The organism is Klebsiella sp. JB_Kp031 (genome assembly GCF_040064295.1).
In the GTDB taxonomy this organism is placed as follows: Bacteria; Pseudomonadota; Gammaproteobacteria; order Enterobacterales; family Enterobacteriaceae; genus Klebsiella; species Klebsiella quasipneumoniae.
In genome coordinates this window covers 54,716-71,507 of the sequence record NZ_JBEAJW010000026.1, presented here as the reverse complement: position 1 = coordinate 71,507, position 16,792 = coordinate 54,716, and the positions used below count along the sequence as shown (strand labels likewise).

The 16,792-nt window shown below is 60.2% G+C and carries 17 protein-coding genes; 3 read left to right on the top strand and 14 right to left on the bottom strand.

Annotated features, from left to right (window positions below):
* Positions 1-625: 625 nt before the first annotated feature.
* The 5 genes from ABLV64_RS11315 to ABLV64_RS11295 all read right to left on the bottom strand — a co-directional run bounded on the left by ABLV64_RS11315 (position 626) and on the right by ABLV64_RS11295 (position 6,673).
* Positions 626-1,405 carry a heme ABC transporter ATP-binding protein gene (locus ABLV64_RS11315; protein WP_032456519.1) on the bottom strand — a complete coding sequence of 260 codons (780 nt, stop codon included), beginning with the start codon at positions 1,403-1,405 and terminating at the stop codon, positions 626-628.
* Entirely contained in the window at positions 1,398-2,393 is a 996-nt protein-coding gene (locus ABLV64_RS11310) for an iron ABC transporter permease (protein ID WP_348843264.1), read from the bottom strand. The genes ABLV64_RS11315 and ABLV64_RS11310 overlap by 8 nt, the downstream gene beginning before the upstream one ends.
* Positions 2,393-3,211 carry an ABC transporter substrate-binding protein gene (locus ABLV64_RS11305; protein WP_023319005.1) on the bottom strand — a complete coding sequence of 273 codons (819 nt, stop codon included), beginning with the start codon at positions 3,209-3,211 and terminating at the stop codon, positions 2,393-2,395. The genes ABLV64_RS11310 and ABLV64_RS11305 overlap by 1 nt, the downstream gene beginning before the upstream one ends.
* Positions 3,208-4,239 (bottom strand): ChuX/HutX family heme-like substrate-binding protein, encoded by a 1,032-nt coding sequence (locus ABLV64_RS11300; RefSeq protein WP_080841374.1) that lies wholly within the window; start codon positions 4,237-4,239, stop codon positions 3,208-3,210. Before ABLV64_RS11300 ends, ABLV64_RS11305 begins: the two co-directional genes overlap by 4 nt.
* A 70-nt stretch (positions 4,240-4,309) precedes the next feature.
* A complete protein-coding gene (locus ABLV64_RS11295; protein ID WP_348843263.1) occupies positions 4,310-6,673 on the bottom strand; it encodes a TonB-dependent receptor in 2,364 nt (787 codons plus the stop codon).
* Positions 6,674-6,888: 215 nt separating this feature from the next.
* On the opposite strand from ABLV64_RS11295, the gene ABLV64_RS11290 reads away from it, so the two are divergent.
* On the top strand, positions 6,889-7,182 hold the full coding sequence (locus tag ABLV64_RS11290; RefSeq protein ID WP_004205627.1) for a SelT/SelW/SelH family protein: 294 nt from the start codon (positions 6,889-6,891) through the stop codon (positions 7,180-7,182).
* A gap of 77 nt (positions 7,183-7,259) precedes the next feature.
* Positions 7,260-7,601, top strand: coding sequence for a nitrous oxide-stimulated promoter family protein (locus ABLV64_RS11285; protein ID WP_017899162.1), 342 nt, complete (start codon positions 7,260-7,262; stop codon positions 7,599-7,601).
* 69 nt (positions 7,602-7,670) lie between these two features.
* Here the strand turns inward: ABLV64_RS11285 and ABLV64_RS11280 are convergent, their stop codons facing one another.
* The 9 genes from ABLV64_RS11280 to ABLV64_RS11240 all read right to left on the bottom strand — a co-directional run bounded on the left by ABLV64_RS11280 (position 7,671) and on the right by ABLV64_RS11240 (position 15,247).
* On the bottom strand, positions 7,671-8,525 hold the full coding sequence (locus tag ABLV64_RS11280; protein WP_023319001.1) for a metal ABC transporter permease: 855 nt from the start codon (positions 8,523-8,525) through the stop codon (positions 7,671-7,673).
* The gene (sitC, locus tag ABLV64_RS11275; protein ID WP_023319000.1) at positions 8,519-9,367 is read right to left on the bottom strand and encodes an iron/manganese ABC transporter permease subunit SitC; all 849 of its coding nucleotides are present in this window, start codon (positions 9,365-9,367) and stop codon (positions 8,519-8,521) included. Before sitC ends, ABLV64_RS11280 begins: the two co-directional genes overlap by 7 nt.
* Positions 9,364-10,185 carry a manganese/iron ABC transporter ATP-binding protein gene (locus tag ABLV64_RS11270; protein ID WP_023318999.1) on the bottom strand — a complete coding sequence of 274 codons (822 nt, stop codon included), beginning with the start codon at positions 10,183-10,185 and terminating at the stop codon, positions 9,364-9,366. The genes sitC and ABLV64_RS11270 overlap by 4 nt, the downstream gene beginning before the upstream one ends.
* Positions 10,182-11,099, bottom strand: coding sequence for a metal ABC transporter substrate-binding protein (locus ABLV64_RS11265; protein ID WP_048335112.1), 918 nt, complete (start codon positions 11,097-11,099; stop codon positions 10,182-10,184). The genes ABLV64_RS11270 and ABLV64_RS11265 overlap by 4 nt, the downstream gene beginning before the upstream one ends.
* 179 nt (positions 11,100-11,278) lie before the next feature.
* Positions 11,279-12,241 carry a LacI family DNA-binding transcriptional regulator gene (locus ABLV64_RS11260; RefSeq protein WP_004205633.1) on the bottom strand — a complete coding sequence of 321 codons (963 nt, stop codon included), beginning with the start codon at positions 12,239-12,241 and terminating at the stop codon, positions 11,279-11,281.
* Positions 12,242-12,297: 56 nt separating this feature from the next.
* The gene (locus ABLV64_RS11255) at positions 12,298-13,212 is read right to left on the bottom strand and encodes an ROK family protein (RefSeq protein WP_348843262.1); all 915 of its coding nucleotides are present in this window, start codon (positions 13,210-13,212) and stop codon (positions 12,298-12,300) included.
* Between the two features lie 50 nt (positions 13,213-13,262).
* The gene (locus ABLV64_RS11250; RefSeq protein ID WP_002914983.1) at positions 13,263-13,577 is read right to left on the bottom strand and encodes a PTS lactose/cellobiose transporter subunit IIA; all 315 of its coding nucleotides are present in this window, start codon (positions 13,575-13,577) and stop codon (positions 13,263-13,265) included.
* Between the two features lie 23 nt (positions 13,578-13,600).
* Positions 13,601-14,923, bottom strand: coding sequence for a PTS sugar transporter subunit IIC (locus ABLV64_RS11245; protein ID WP_348843261.1), 1,323 nt, complete (start codon positions 14,921-14,923; stop codon positions 13,601-13,603).
* Positions 14,924-14,932: 9 nt separating this feature from the next.
* The gene (locus ABLV64_RS11240; protein ID WP_002914979.1) at positions 14,933-15,247 is read right to left on the bottom strand and encodes a PTS sugar transporter subunit IIB; all 315 of its coding nucleotides are present in this window, start codon (positions 15,245-15,247) and stop codon (positions 14,933-14,935) included.
* Positions 15,248-15,424: 177 nt separating this feature from the next.
* Between ABLV64_RS11240 and ABLV64_RS11235 the strand changes: the two genes are divergently transcribed.
* Complete coding sequence (locus tag ABLV64_RS11235; RefSeq protein WP_101976227.1) at positions 15,425-16,696, top strand: PTS transporter subunit EIIC; 1,272 nt, start codon at positions 15,425-15,427, stop codon at positions 16,694-16,696.
* Positions 16,697-16,792: the final 96 nt, after the last annotated feature.

Here is a 16,792-nt window from a genome sequence, read left to right as displayed (position 1 = left end):
AGAACAATAAGATCTTCGCTTGCACAAGCGAAGCTATAATATAGATCTGGCGATTAATTATTATAAAAATATTTAACCAAAACCTATTGACATAAATAAAAAATAAGTTATTTATTAAGTATGCCATAAATAAAAGAGTTTTTATGCCATACGTCTCCTGCACCATGTGCAGTTAATATACTACTTGCCCCATATATGGGGATATTGGAAAGGTTACTTTGTTTTTGAAGTAGCCTTTCGTCCTTCAAGGCTCACCATCGCTTTTTGCTCCTACCGAAGCCAACCGAATTGAAGAACCTTTTCTATCTGAAACGACTTCGAACACCCGGTTAAGGTCCAAAAATTGTATCCCATACGTAGACCAAAGAAAAATATACTATAATTACTGTATATTTTTCATTATCTTAGGTTTGATACTCAGATACTGCTGCATCATCGGCGTGTGGGCGTCGAGATTGTCAATTGTGCTCATGGGGTGTTATCCAGATCCCTGATTTGAAATGGCTGCGATTTTGTTGTTTTCGTCGTTATCACATGGATGAGACATGATAACGGAGATGGGCAGGCGAGGGAAACTGACGAACGCGCGCGGCGCGATCCGGATTCCGGTTGCGCCGCGCGGGGGTTACGGCGCCAGATAGACCTGGGGGGCCGCGTTGTCCGGATGCTGGCCGAGGCGGACATCCGCCCCGTACCAGCGATGGATAACTGGCTGCTGGATCACCTCCTGCGGCGTGCCCTGGGCGACCAGATGGCCCTGGTGAAGCAGCAGGATGCGGTCGGCCCACAGGGCGGCGAGGTTAAGGTCATGCAGCACCACGCACACGTGCAGTTGCCCGCCGGCGGTGAGCCGTTTGAGCAAGCGCAGCAGATACTGTTGATAGTAAAGGTCCAGCGCCGAGGTGGGTTCATCAAGAAACAGCCAGCCCTGCGGCGCGCCGTCGCGCCACAGCTGCGCCAGACAGCGGGCGAGCTGTACCCGCTGCTGCTCGCCACCGGAGAGGCCGGGATAGCGGCGGCCGGCAAGGTCATCGCAGCCGGTGACGGCCATTACCGCCGCCAGCACCGCCGGGTCCGCGGTCGGACCCCACGGCGAGCGCCCCATGGCGATGACCGTTTCCACCGTCCAGTCAGCCTGCAGGGCCGTGCGCTGCAGCATGACCGCCCGCCAGCGCGCCAGCGCCTCGGGTGACCATTCCTCCAGCGGCGTGCCCGCCAGATGGCGAGTGCCGCTATCCGGAGTCAGGTACCCGGTAAGCAGCCGCAGCAGGGTGGATTTGCCTGCGCCGTTCGGCCCGATAAGCGCCGTCATCTCGCCGCCGCGCAGCGCGACGGAGACGTTGTCGATAATCTGCCGCTGGCCGAGGCGAAGCGCCAGCCCCTGCGCGCAGTATTCATTAGCCATGTTTGAGATTCTCCCGACGAAAGACCAGCCACAGAAACCAGGGGGCGCCCAGCAGGCTGGTGAGCAGACCGACCGGCATCTCCGCTGGCGCCGCTACGGTGCGGGCCAGGGTATCGGCCAGCAGAAGCAGGATGGCGCCGGCCAGCAGCGAGCCGGGGATCAGCCCGCGATGGTCCGGTCCCAGCCACAGGCGCATCAGATGCGGCACCACCAGGCCAATAAAGCCGATGACTCCGCTGATGGCCACCGCCGCGGCCACCAGCACCGCGCTGCACAGCAGCAGCCAGCGCTGCAGCGCCCGCACGTTGACCCCGAGATAGTGCGCCTCTTCATCGCCGAGCTGCAGCAGATTCAGGCGGGAGGCCATCCACCACACCGCCAGCGCCGCCGGGATGATCAGGGTCGTAGCCACCAGCAGGGTCGGCCACTCGGCCTGGCCCAGGCTGCCCATGCCCCACAGCGACAGCTGGCGCAGCTGGGCGTCGTTGCTCAGCCAGGCCAGCACGCCGACCAGCGCCCCGCACAGCGCGTTGATGGCGATCCCTACCAGCAGCAGGCGCGACAGCGAACCCTCCTCCGCCCGGCTGAGGATAAAAATCACCACCATCACTGCCAGGCTACCAATAAACGCCGCCAGCATCGGCATATACAGGGCGATCAGCCCCGATGCGGAAAGCGGGAGCACCAGCCAGCAGGCCACCGCCAGCGCGGCGCCGCTGCTGATGCCCAGCAGGCCCGGGTCGGCAAGCGGGTTGCGAAACAACCCCTGCATCACGCAGCCGGAGAGGGCCAGCGCCGCGCCCACCAGCAGGGCCAGCAGCACCCGCGGCAGACGGATGGTCAGCCAGATGTGGCGCAGCATCTCATCCCCGGCGGGCAGCATGCTGGCCAGCGGCAAACGCATCGCGCCAAGGGTGGTGGCGAACAGCGTCAGCGAAACCAGCAGTAGCGTCATCATCAGCAAACGGCGGGTGAGTGCAGGGCGCATCAGGGCAGTTGCTCCGCTTTTTCACGCAGCGCGATAATTGCCTGCGGGGTGCGCGGCCCAAAGCCGAGCAGGGCCATGTCGTCGATCGTCAGCAGCTGTTTATGGCGACCCGCCGGGGTCTGCGCCAGGCCGGGCAGGCTCCACAGCCCGGCTTCGCCGCCCATCCCTTTGAGACCATCGGCGGAGATCACCACCAGATCCGCCTGGCTGGCGGCCACTCCCTCCTGCGACATCGCCCGATAGTGGTCGAAGCCCTGCATCGCGTTCTGCAGACCGGCGGCGCGAATGGCTCCATCGGCCGCGGTGTGTTGCCCGGCCACCAGGGTATTCATTCCGCCGTGGCTGAGAATAAACAGCACCCGCCTGGCAATCGGCTGCGTTGGAATGGCGGCGATCTGCTGCTGAAGCTGCTGGCGCAGCGCGTCGCCTGCCGGGGTTTTGCCTAATGCTTCGGCAATGACGGCCACTTTTTTATCGATCGCGGCCAGGTTTTCGCCGCCAGGCACGTTAACCACCTTCACGCCGCTCGCCTGCACCTTTTGTAAGACCAGCGAGGGCTGCGCCTGGGCGCTCGCTAACACCAGCTGCGGACGTAATGCGAGGATCCCCTCAGCGTTCAGCTGCCGCAGGTAGCCGACATCCGGCAGTTTTTGCGCCGCCGGGGGCCAGCTGCTGGTGCTGTCCCGGGCGACCAGGCTCTGTTGCGCGCCAAGGGCATAGACGATCTCAGTGACATCTCCGCCGAGGGTGACGAGCCGCTCCACAGCGGCGTGGCTCAGCAGCGGGAAGGCGATGAGAAGCAGTAACCAGCGCATCATGCGGGCAGTCCTTCGCGGGTCAGACGATCCACCTGCTGGCGCCATTGCCCCTGCTCGGGGTGGCCCTCGCTGCGCTGGCCATAGAGCTGGGCAATCTGGGTGCCGTCTTTGGCGAACAGCTCGACGCTGGTGACGTGTCCGTCTGAGGTCGGCTTACGGGTCACCCACACTTCATCGATGCTCTCTTCGCGCAGATGGAGGGTAAAGGTGGGATTGAAGATATTCAGCCAGCCGCGCATCGGCGCCAGCTTTTCCAGGGCACCGGTGAAAATCTGCACGCAGCCGCGATTGCCGACGAAGATCATGATTTCATTGCCCTCCTGGCGCACCGTCTCCAGTAACGCTGGCAGCGCATGGCGATCAACGCGGCAGGCGAGGTCGTCGCTCACCAGACGGAAGGCCTGCTGGCGGGAAAGCTGATATTTACGCAGCAGACCGAAGAACTGGTGTACGTCGGTCATCGCGCGCCAGTCGTTCTCCAGCGCGGCTCCATCGGCGCTCTCGGCATATTTCACCGGCTCCAGTGGGCGCAGGGTCAGCGGTGCCGGGGCCGCCACCCGATACTCCGCGATCAGGGTGTCCCAGGCCGCCATGTCGGTCTGCGTGGTCGCATAGACTTTCAGCAGGGCGTCACCGTGGTGGTCGAAAAACTGAATGCTCTGGCGACCGTTATCGTTCAGATGGAAGGCGCTGGCCCACTGGCTGAGGAACAGACGCAGGTCGAGCGCGCGCGGGTTGAGCACCAGCCCGGCGTGGCCGCTGAGGTGCTGGTGCGTGAACTGGCCGACCTGCTCATGCACGGCATACTCGTTGCGGCAGATGCATTTGGTTTCACCGACGCGCTCCAGGGCGGCAATCAGCGCCCGGGCGTCATCGCTCAGGCGCACGGCATCATGGCCGAGGCGGGCGGCGGTCAGTTCGGCTTCGCTGATCCCCATTTCCGCGGCGATATCGCGGGCATATTTCGCGGCGCTGGCCGCTTTGGTGGCCTGGTAGCGCTGCCACAAATCGGGGTGGGCATTGGGCATAATTATATCCTTCTCGATGATCAATATCCCCGGCCGGTGGGCCGGGGCAGGTGAGTGGTTATTCGGGCAATCAGAAGTCGACGTTGACTCCGAGCTGCCAGGTGCGGCCCGGCATCACCGCCAGCGCTTTATCGTTGGCGTCCTGGTTGGTGCCGGTCTCGATATTGCGGCTGCTCAGGTAATCCCAGTATTTACGATCGGTGAGGTTGTAGACCCCGCCATTGAGGCGCACGTTTTTCGCTACCTGCCAGTACGCGGTCCAGTCCAGCATGCCGTAGCCCGGCACGCGCATATAGTCGCTGCTGGCATCGGTGATGGCGGATCCGCTGTTGCTGTAGCTTTCGCGATTGGTGGCGGTCGCCTGTTTCCCTTTGACGAAGGTCGCCGTCAGGGCGGTGCCGTAGCGTTTCGCCGGATCGTCCCACGCCACGCCGACGATGGCTTTCATCGGCGCCACGCTGTCGAGGTCGACGTATTTATCGCCGCTGTAGCTGGATTTCGATTTCCCTTCGCTATAGCCGAGGGCGAGGGTGGCGCTCAGGCCGTCCACCTGCTCATACCAGGTGCCAAAGTTAAATTTAGTGCTGATTTCACCGCCGTAGATATAGGCTTTATCGCGGTTTTCCGCCTGATAAATGGTGTAGATATTCGACGGCACGTTGGTGAACTGGCCCGGATTATTCGCCCGGGTATAGCGGGTATAGGCGATAAAGTTCTTATAGCTGTTGTAGAACAGCGCCGTGCGCAGAGTGATGCCTTCGGTAACTTCCCCCTTCAGTCCCCACTCAAGATTATCGCTGGTTTCCGTCTTCAGATCGGTATTGCCGATCAGGGCATACTGCTGGCTGCCGGCGTAGCTGGAGCCAAGGTTCCAGGAGCCATACAGCTGGCTGGCGTTGGGGAACTGCGCCCCGCGCTGGTACTGCAGGTAGGTCATCAGACGCGGGGTGAGGTCGTACTGGAAGGTCAACGACGGCAGAACCTGGGTATCGCTGTTTTTACCATACAGCCTGGCCACTGACGATTCGGTCAGCGCGCTGCTGTTGGCGGCGAGGTCGGACAGATTTTCCGGCTTCGTCGATTGATGCACCACACGCACGCCGGGAATAATGGCGAAATTGTGGCTATCGAGATCGAAGTTGATCTTATCCTGAACAAAACCGCCGAGGGTGTAGCTGCGGCTATCCGCCTCCGGCTGCATGATCTCGCTGTAAACGCTGGGGATTGGCGACTGGCTGAACGGCCGCTGGGTTTTGCTGGTGCTGGCGTTAAAGCCGGCGCTCAGATCGTGGCGGCCCAGGGTTTTCGCCAGTGCGGTCTGCAGGCCCCAGGTGTCGGTGTCGTAGTTGGAGTTCACCGTCTGCATTCTGCGGGTGACGCTGTCCGGCATATACGTCCAGTCATGGGCTTCGGTATGCTGGTAATAGATTTTACTGGAGACGCTGTCGAGGTAGTCATTCATCGGCGTCCAGTCATCCTTCAGGCTCAGGCCCCAGCGCCGGGTCTGGCTGGTCTGGTTGGCGGTGCCGATGGTGCTGTTGCCGCTGGAGTCCCAGGTATCGTAGTGGGTGTGGTTGGTTTTATGGTAATAGTCGAAGGTGCTGGTTAGCTTGTGCTCGTCGTTGGGCTGCCAGATCCCGGAGGCCAGAAAGGCATCGGAGTGCCAGTTCGCCGGGTAGGCATCGACGGTGCCGCTGTTATTTTCGGTTTCCTGACCATCGCGGCGGCTGTAGACCAAAATGCCGCGCAGGAACTCATCGCCGCCGGCGACGGTCACCCCGTTGTGCCAGCTGCGAGCCGCGGAGTCGTAGCCGCTGCGATAGCCGAAGGCGCTGGTTTTGCCCGGGCGCAGGTAATCATCCGCCGATTTCGGGCGGAAGGAGACATTCCCCCCGATGGCGCTGTTGGCCGTTTCCGTCGAGGTGGCGCCGGACTGGATATCCACGCTGCCGTACATATAGGGGTCGATATAATCGCGGCCGATGCCGAAGGTGTTGAGCCCGGCGCGACCGACGTAGCCGCGGCCGGTGGCGTTGGGCTGGGCGATACCGTCCACGTCGATGCCGACGCGGTTGCTCTCCATACCGCGAATGTTGTAGCCGGTGTAGCCCCCGTGGTCGAAGCCGCTTTTGCCGTTGCCGGAGCCGCCGCTGGCCCCGGTGGCGCTGATGAGCGGCTCATAGCGCATGATTGAGCCGAAATCGTTAGCGCCTTTATCCTCCAGCTCCCGGGCGCTGATGCTGTGCTCGTTACCGGCTTTTTGCGCCGGCGCGGGAGCGGTGACGGTCATTTGTTCCGAGGTGTCATCCACCGCCTCGCCGCCGATGGCGGAAGTGCCTGCTGCGACGGCAGAAGTTTGATAAATTGCTGCAAGCAAAGAGGTCACCAGCAGGCGTTTTTTACACCCTGCTGCTGACGGAGTCGATTTGTACATAGTCGCCACGCCTTGATCGTTATTAGTATCGGCTCACGCGTTACTTCCAGAGTTGCAGGTTGCTCCGTCTTTTCCGTTGCGGATAGGGTCTAACTCCATTTGTTGATTGCGAATGGTAATGATAGGTATTATCGTTTGCAACAAAATATTGATGTATTCCTCATTTAAACTGCACATTGTTTACACTGTGCCCTTTCAGCCTGAGCGAGATGACGATGAATTCAAAAGCGGCTATCACCATCACCTATTGTTCCCAGTGCAACTGGATGCTGCGCGCCAGCTGGATGGCGCAGGAGTTGTTACACACCTTCAGCACCGATATCGCCTCGGTGACGCTGGTGCCGGGCACCGGCGGGATCTTCACTATCGATATCGACGGCCAGCAGATCTGGGAGCGCAAGCAGGATGGCGGCTTTCCGGATGCGGCAGAGCTGAAACGCCGGGTGCGCGATGTCTGCTTCCCGGAAAAAGCATTGGGGCATGTTGATAAACCCGCTAACCCGACCTGATCGTTAGGAAAGCGGCTGCGTGGCCGGCCTAAAAGGTGTATTATTGATGCATCTTTTTGTGGGGAGGGAAATTGACGGTGGGCAAACGCATCGAACGTGAAAAGCAGACGATCGGTCGGATGATTGGGCTTTATCAGCGCCGCTGTCCGGAGGCCCGCGACGACGCCGAACACTATCAGGCGCTGAACGCCTACGCCGATAAGCGCCTTGATAAGTGCGTGTTTGGCGACAATAAACCGGCCTGCAAGCAGTGTCCGGTGCATTGCTACCAGCCGGCGAAGCGCGAAGAGATGAAGCAGATTATGCGCTGGGCCGGGCCGCGAATGCTCTGGCGTCACCCGATCCTGACCCTTCGCCATCTGCTGGATGACAGGCGGCCGGTGCCGCCGCTGCCGGAAAAATACCGACCGAAAAAATAGCGGCCTTCCCCGGCCTGCGCGGCGCGCAGCCGGCGGACAACTCGCGTTTTTTGTAGCCCCGGTAAGGCGTTAGCCGCCGCCGGGGATGGTTGCTGAAGTTTTCTGTTTCCGGCTATCCCGGATCGTGCTTGCCACAAAGGCGACCACAAACAGCGCGGTGAACAGCACCACGATAGTCGGCGCCGGCGCGCTATCGAGATAAAACGCCAGCCACACCCCTCCCGCCGAGCAGCAGACCGCCACTGCCACCGCCAGCAGCAGGGCGTGGATAAAGCGCCGTACCAGCAGGAGCGCGATCGCCCCGGGGGCAATCAGCAGCGAAATCGACAGAATAATCCCTACCGACTGCAGCGTCGCGACGATGGTCAGGGCGATCATGCACAGCAGGCCGTAGTGCAGCAGCCCGCCGCGCAGGCCGCTGGCTTTGGCCTGCGTCGGATCGAAGGCGTGCAGCAAAAAATCCCGCCATTTCAGCCCGATAATCAGCGCTATCACCAGCGCGATAGCCGCCGTTTGTCCAATATCGCTGAGGGAGATCCCCAGCATGTCGCCGAACAGAATATGGTCGAGATGGACGTCGGACTGGATCGCTACGTACAGCACCAGCCCGGCGCCAAACATGCCGGAGAAGACAATTCCCATAATGGTATCGCGTTTGAGGCGGCTGTTATCGTCAAGAAAACCGGTCGTTACGGCGCACAGCAGCCCGGCGATAAACGCGCCGATGGCAAAGGGGATGCCGATAATGTAGGCCAGCACCACGCCGGGAAAGACCGCGTGGCTCATGGCGTCGCCCATCAGCGCCCAGCCTTTAAGCACCAGAAAGACCGACAGCAGCGCGCAGGGCACGGCGACGACCATCGATACCGTTATCGCGTTGACCATAAATGGAAACTGAAACGGAGCCAGGAACAGATTCAGCATGCGGCCTCCCTGGCGCGGCGGCGGTTGGCCAGCAGGCCATGCTTCGGCGCAAAGATAAAGGTGATGAGGAACAGCAGCGTTTGCGCCACCACGATAATGCCGCCGGTGGCGCCGTCGAGATAGTAGCTGAGCCAGGCGCCGAAGAAGCTGGTCAGGCTGCCGATGGCGACGGCGATGGCCAGCAGGCGCGGGAAGCGGTCGGTTAACAGCCAGGCGGTGGCCCCGGGAGTGACCACCAGGCAGATGACCAGAAAGGCGCCGACGGTCTGCAGCGCCGCTACGGTGCAGGCCGCCAGCAGGGTAAAGAACAGCAGCTTCAGGCCGCGGGTGTTCAGACCAATCGAGCGGGCGTGGTTTTCATCGAAGAAGGTCACCATCAGATCTTTCCACTTCAGCAGCAGGATCGCCATCGAGATAAAGCCGATCGCCGCCAGCTGGATAATATCCTCCGGGGCGATGGCCAGAATATTGCCGAGGATAATGGTCTGGATATTCACCGACGTCGGGTTCAGCGACACCATAAACAGCCCGATACCGAAGAAGGAGGAGAAGATCAGGCCGATAATCGCATCCTCTTTCAGCCGCGATCGCTGCTGCAAAAACAGCATACTGCCCGCCGCCAGGCCGCCGGAGAGAAACGCGCCGAGGGCAAACGGCAGGCCGAGCATATAGGCCCCGGCGACGCCGGGCACAATCGAGTGGGAAAGGGCGTCGCCAATCAGCGACCAGCCTTTGAGCATCAGGTAGCAGGAGAGAAAGGCGCAAACGCCGCCCACCAGCGCCGATACCCACATCGCATTGAGCATATAGTGATAGCCAAACGGCTCCAGCAGCCAGCTCATCGTGGTCCTCCCGCCGCGCGCCGGCTGATAAACGGCCGCTCGTCATCGGTGATAATCTGCGCTTCCGCGCCGGTGAGGGCGACGTGGCGCAGCACGCCGCTGAAAGCCCGCTCCAGATTCTCGGCGGTGAAGGTGGTTTCTGTCGGGCCGCTGGCCAGCACGGTGCCTTTTACCATCACCGTATAATCGCAAAACTCACTTACGGACCCGAGGTTATGGGTGGAGACCAGCATGGTGCAGCCCTCATCGCGTAGCTCGCGCAGCAGGCTGATGATCCGCGCTTCGGTCTGCACATCGACGCCGGTAAAAGGCTCATCCAGCAGGATCACCTGACCCTGCTGAGCGATGGCGCGGGCGAGGAAGACGCGCTTTTTCTGCCCACCGGAGAGCTCGCCAATTTGCCGATGGCGGTACTCGCTCATGCCCACGCGGGCCAGCGCGGCATCGACGATTTCGCGATCGCGCGGCTTTGCCCGCCGCAGCCAGCCCATATGGCCGTAGCGGCCCATCATCACCACATCCTCTACCAGCACCGGGAAGGACCAGTCCACCTCTTCCGACTGCGGGACATAGGCGACCAGATTCTGGCGCAGCGCGCGATTGACCGGCTGGCCGAGTATGGCGATCTCGCCGTGACCGATGCGCACAAAGCCCATCAGCGCTTTAAACAGCGTGGATTTACCCGAGCCGTTAACCCCCACCAGCGCGGCAATGGCGCCGCGTGGTACGCTGAACGAGGCGTCGCGCAGGGCGGTGTGGCCGTTGCGCCAGGTAACGGTGAGCTGGTCGACATACAGACCCGCTTGCGCTGTATTCATGGCTGTTTCCTCATCCCGTCCTGGATACCGTTGACGATGGTTTCGGTGGTGACGCGCAGCAGGTCGAGCCAGGTCGGCACCGGGCCGTCGGCGGCGCTCAGCGAATCGACATACAGCACGCCGCCGTAGTGGGCGCCGGCTTCGCGCGCCACCTGACGCGCCGGTTTATCGGAGATGGTGCTTTCGCTGAAAATGGTCGGGATCTGTTCTTTCTTCATGGTGTCGATAACCTTGCGCACCTGTTGCGGGGTACCCTGCTGGTCGGCGTTAATCGGCCACAGATACAGTTCGCGCAGGCCATAGTCGCGGGCCAGATAGGAGAAGGCTCCCTCGCTGGTGACCAGCCAGCGCTTATCCTCCGGCAGCTGCGCCAGTCTGGCCTGTAGTGGCGCCATCGTCTGGCGGATCTTCTCTTTGTAGGCCTCGGCGTTGCGGCGATAGGTGTCGGCGTGAGGCGGATCGTATTTCACCAGCGCGTCGCGAATATTATCGACATAGATCAGGGCGTTATCTGCCGACATCCAGGCATGGGGATTGGGCTTCCCGCTATAGGGGCCCGCGCTGATGCCCATCGGCTGGATCCCCTCGCTGACCACCACCTCCGGGACGCCCTGCAAGTGCTGATAAAAGCGGGCAAACCACCGTTCGAGATTGAGACCATTGCTGAGGATCAGCTGCGCCCCCTGCGCGCGTTTGATATCGCCGGGGGTGGGCTGGTAGTCGTGGATCTCCGCGCCCGGTTTGGTGATGGAGCTGACGACGGCGGCATCGCCGGCCACGTTCTGCGCCATATCGGCGATAACCGTGAAGGTGGTGATAACCCTGAATTTCTCCTGCGCCGAGGCCGGCGCCGCGGCCAGCAGGGCCAGCGCGCTGGCCAGCAGCAATGATTTCAGCGGTGTCAGATGCAGCATAGGATCCCTCGCAATGGTGTGGTTAATTTCTCAGCGTTTATAGCAATTGCTATGTTATATAGCACAAGCTATTTATAAATGAAAATAATTCTTATTTGCGTGCGGGGATAATAATGAGCCGGGAAACGAAAGCGCGAGAAAGGGGAGGCAAGGTTGGCCCGGCGCGAACCGGGCGGAGATCAAGAGATATCGGCGACCGACTGGCGCGGGATCAGGCGGCCGGCCAGCGAGCGGCCCTCGGCGGTGAACGTTGGCCGGTCGTCTATCAGGCTGCGAATACGCTGAATACAGTTATCCAGCAGCGCCTCCAGTGGCCATGAGATGCAGGTCAGCGGCGGATAGAGCAGCGAGGCGAGGGGGGAATCCTCAAGGCTCAGCAGGGAGACCTCCTGCGGGACGGCGATGGTGAATTCGCGCAGCAGGCGCATTGCTTCAGCCGCGTAGCGGTCGCGTTTAACGATAATGACTGAGTATTTACTGAAGCTGTTAATTAAGGTCAGCAGCGCCTGCTCGACATCATCGTTGGCCGTCAGCACCAGCTGGCGGTTAAAAGGAATGGAGTAGTTCTGCAGGACGTTGCGGTAGCCTTCCAGCATCTGGCGGCTGGCATCGTCGCTATCGCTGTCCACCAGCAGGGCGATGTTGCGGTGTCCCTTGCCAATCACATAGCGGCAGGCGCTTTCGGTGGCGAAGGCGAAGTCATAGCCCTGGCTGTTGCTTCCAGCGACGCCGAAGCGGTCAAAGGCGATAACGTTGCGCGGTGCGTCGGCGGCAACGGCGCCCAGCACCACCACCGCCACGCACTGGCGCTGCAGATCGTCGATCGCCGCCGCCTGCTCTACCGGGTCGCTGACGTACTGGACCAGCAGGCTTTTATTCAGCCCTTTCAGCGCCTGCGAGAGGAGCGGCAACAGACGCGCGCCGTGGCTCTCGTCCTGCGCGGAAATCACCAGGCCAACGTGGCTGGATGTCTGACTGGCGAGGTTTTGCGCGGCAAAGCTCGGGCGATAGTTGAGTTCTTCAACGGCCCGCAGCACAGCTTCCCGGCTCTCTTCGCGCACGCCCCGGGTGCCGGTCAGCACGCGGGAAACCGTCGCTCTTGAGACATTCGCTAATCTTGAAACATCATCAATCGTTGGCATGGCTTTTTCTGTCTGGACATTTTCGCCTAGCTTAACATACCTGCTGAAAAAAGTGTCTACCGAGGCCCGTCCGCGGCGCCGGGCAACCGGGGCAGCCAGGCCGCGCCGCGCACGCCGCTGGCGTCGCCGAAGCGGGCCGGTTTGATCTGCGTGCGGCAGCTGTCGGAGAAGATCCACGGCACGATGGCGGCAGGCAGATCGCGATAGATCTGGCTGACGTTGGACAAACCGCCGCCCAGCACAATCACCTGCGGGTCGAGAATGTTGATCACTGACGCCAGGCTGCGGGCAAAGGCGTCGATAAAATGACGCCAGTGGGCCAGCGCGCGCGGATCGCCGTTTTGCGCTGCGGCGACAATGGCTTCCGCACGCGCTTGTTCCCCGTAGCGGCGGGCGAAGCCGGTGCCGGAAACAAAGCTTTCGATGCAGTTCGTTTTGCCGCAGTAGCAGGGCTGCGGCGGGCCATCGCGCTCAGGAGTATAGCCCGGCAGCGGATTATGTCCCCACTCTCCGGCGATAGCGTTGGGGCCGCTGAGCAGCTGTTGATGAACGGCGATCCCGCCGCCGCAGCCGGTACCGATAATCACCCCGAAGACGGTGGTGGCGCCGGCGCCGGCGCCATCGACCGCCTCGGAAAGGGTGAAGCAGTCGGCATCGTTTGCCATCCACACGGGTTGGCCAAGCTGCTGCATGATATCCCGGCGCAGATCGTGGCCGTTGAGCACCAGGCAGTTGCAGTTTTTAATGCGTCCGCTTTGCGGATCGATAGCCCCGGGAAGGCCGATCCCCAGAGTGAACGGCTGCGGGCTGACCGCGCGCATATCGGCAATCAGGGTCAGCAGTTGACGCATAAAGGCGTCATAGCTCTCTTTGTGAGTTGGCCGACGCAGGCGCTGGACGCATTCGCCTGAGGGATCCAGCAGTACGGCCTCCATTTTGGTGCCGCCAATATCTATTCCAAGATATAACATAGTGACCTCGGGGAATCAGACCCGGCCAGCACGTCTGGCCGGGCAAGGCGCTAGGCGTGAAGCGGTTGCGCGCGGTAAATCGCAATCAGTTCGGCAATCAGCTCTTTCGCCAGAATGGAGGTCATCAGGTGATCCTGAGCATGGACCATCACCAGCGTCATTTTGGTTTTTCCCTCGCCTTCGTCAGCTTCGATAAGCTGGGTCTGCACAAGGTGAGCTTCGCGGGAATAGTGCGCCGCTTCCTGCATTTTGGCGTCGGCGGTGGCGAAATCACCCGCTTTAGCGGCGTGCAGCGCTTCGTAGCACAGGCTACGGGACTGGCCGGCGTTGATGATGATCCCCATCACCTGTTCTTCTAATTCCATGATTATCCTCTGAATCGTTAGCGTTAAGCGGTTTGCGCCGCGTTGTCAGCCTGGTCGACGGCGTTTTCACGCTCCTGGGCCAGCAGCTGTTTTTCGTAAGCTTTGAGAAATGGCAGGTACATCACCATGGCGGTGGCCATACAAATAAGGCACAGGATCACCGGGCTAAAGCTCCAGTTCGCCGCCCACGAGGCGCCGATAGGGGCCGGCGTCGTCCACGGCGTCATCGACACTACGCGGCTGACCAGGTCCAGCTTCAGCGCAAAGTACGCCAGGGTCGCGTTGACCATCGGCACCAGCACGAACGGCAGGAAGAACAGCGGGTTCATGATGATCGGCGCGCCGAACAGAATCGGTTCGTTGATGTTAAATACGCCCGGCACCACGCCCATCCGGCCAATCGTCCGCAGATGCACGGCCTTGCTGCGCAGCAGCATCAGCGCCAGCGGCAGGGTTGAGCCGACGCCGCCGATCAGCAGATAGTGATCCCAGAAGCCCTGGACATAGATGTGCGGGATAGCGGTGCCAGCGGCCATCGCCGCCTGATTGACCGACAGGTTGGCCATCCAGAACGGGTTCATGATCCCGGTGACGATCAGCGCGCCGTGGATCCCGGCGAACCACAGTACCTGACAGACCAGCACTGACAGCAGGATCGCCGGCAGCGTATCGGAAGCTGCGACCAGCGGTTTCACCAGCGACATGATCGCTTCCGGAATGATCATCCCCAGCTGGGCCTCGATAAACAGGTTCAACGGATGTAGCGTCAGGATGATCGCCAGCACCGGGATCAGGATCTCGAACGAGCGCGCTACCCCGGCAGGCACTTCCGGCGGCAGGCGAATGGTGATGTTATGCCGCTTGAGGAAGGCGTACAGCTCGGTGGAATAGATAGCCACCAGAATGGCGGTAAAGATCCCCTGGCCGGAGAAGTAGGCGGTAGAGATCTGGCCATCTTTCAGCGGCGCGGCGACCAGCAGAAACGACATCAGCGACAGCATCCCGGCGGTCAATGAGTCCAGGTGATGGTGCTTGGCGAGGCTGGCGGCGATCCCGACGGCAATGAACAGGGTCATCACCCCCATGCTGAAGTTGAACGGCAGCATCAGCGCATCGCGATGATCGAGCGAAAATTGCAGCCAGGCGCGGGCAAAGCCCCACGTCGTATCCGGAGAAAACGGCGGAAAGATAAATACCAGCAAAAACGAGCCTACGATCATAAAGGGCAGGGCGGTAATAAAACCGTCGCGGATCGAGGTGACGTATTTTTGCTGGCCGATCGCCCCCGCCATAGGCGTGATCTGCCGTTCGATCACATCGATCAGTTTAGCGTACAGAGAGCTCATGTTCTTTCCTTAGTTCTTGTTTTCGATGAGGGAAAGGGCGAAATCGAGGACTGCAGCGCCTTTTTGCATGCCGTAGTCCATCATATTGATGGGTTCGACGCGGATACCGTATTTATCCGCCTGTTTTTGCAGATCCTGTTGCATGTATTTCACCTGCGGCCCCAGCAGCACCACCTGGTAATGGCCGACCTGTTCGGCGAACTCCGCTACGCCATAGGCGTTGATCTCTACCGGCAGGCCCCGCTGTTCGGCTTCGGCAATCATTTTTTTCATCAGCAGGCTGGTGGACATGCCTGCCGAACAACACAACATAATTTTTTTCATAAGTACCGCTCCTGATGAGGTTGGATGTGCGGACTATAGTCAAAACGGATGCATTACGGAAAGCGCTTTCCGTTTGTGGATTTATTAATTGTGACCATGATCACCTATGGCAGGCTTTCACTTTCCGGTGTTGTGGGCGATCATCCCGGCGAGACAACCATTCGCAAAGGTAGGAGTATGAACATTCAGTTAATGAATGTGGCCGTGGACATCATCGAGCAGCGGCTGGCGCCGCTGGCGAATGTTCTGACGCGCAACAACCACATTACGGCGATGCGCGATAGCTTTGCGCTGGCGATGCCCTTTGTGATTGTTGGCAGCCTGTTGGTTCCCATTTTGTTTCCGCCCGTTTCCATCGACGGCGCCTCGCGTTTCGGCCAGGTCTATTTGCTGCTGCGGCCTATCCTGCTGCCGACCTTTCAGCTAACCATTGGCCTGGTGGCGCTGATTGTCGCCTTCGGCGCCAGCGCCAGTCTCGCCAAGCAGTACCGTCTGCCGGAACGGCTCTGCGGTTTAACCGGGTGTCTGGCTTTTCTGCTGTTTATCGGCTTTCGCGAGACTGCGGTGAGCAATGTTTATCTCGGCGGTATGGGGATATTTACCGCCCTGATATCCAGCACCTATTCCATTGAGATAATTCGCTTTTTCTACAAAAAAGGCTGGTGTATTCGCTTGCCTGATGAAGTGCCGCTGATGACCCGCAATGGCTTTCAACTGCTGATCCCGCTGCTGGTGGTGATGCTGTCGATAAGCGTGATGAATGCCATACTGCTGCAGACCACCGGACGCATCGTACCGGAGTTGATCAGCGAAGCGGTGCGGCCGCTGGTGCTGGCGTCCGACACGCTGATGGCGGTACTTATCTCTTTATTTATCTGTAACTTACTCTGGTTTATCGGTATCCATGGCGCGCTGATCGTCACCGGGATCATGAACCCCTTCTGGATGACCTATCTGTTTGAAAATCAGCAGGCGCTGGCGGCGGGTTCGCCAACGCTGCCGCATATTTATCTGCAGGGGTTCTGGGATTTTTACCTGCTGATCGGCGGTATTGGCTCCACTTTGCCGCTGGTGCTGATGGCGATGCGCAGCCGCTCGCGGCAGCTGAAAAGCGTGGCAAAAATTGGCCTGCTGCCGTCGCTGTTTAATATCAACGAGCCAATACTGTTTGGTTTTCCGGTAATCATGAACCCGGTTTTTTTACTGCCGTTTCTCTTTGTTCCGCTGATAAATGCCTGTATCGCATGGTATTTAACTCAGCTGGGCATCCTCGATCGCGCGGTGGCGATGCTGCCATGGTCGATGCCTTCCCCGCTGGGGGCGGCATGGTCGGCGAACGGCAGCTGGAAAAATTTGTGCATGAGCCTGTTCGCGATGTTTAACGCCTGGATGCTCTATCGCCCCTTCTTCAAAGTGTACGAACGCCAGCTCGCGGAAACCGAACGCTGACCCCCTCGCCGTCGGCGGCTTATCCCCCGACGGCACCTGTTCACTTTCTCTTTCTTCCGCTCTGCTGCCGGCTTCCGGCGGTATTCTTGTTATTTT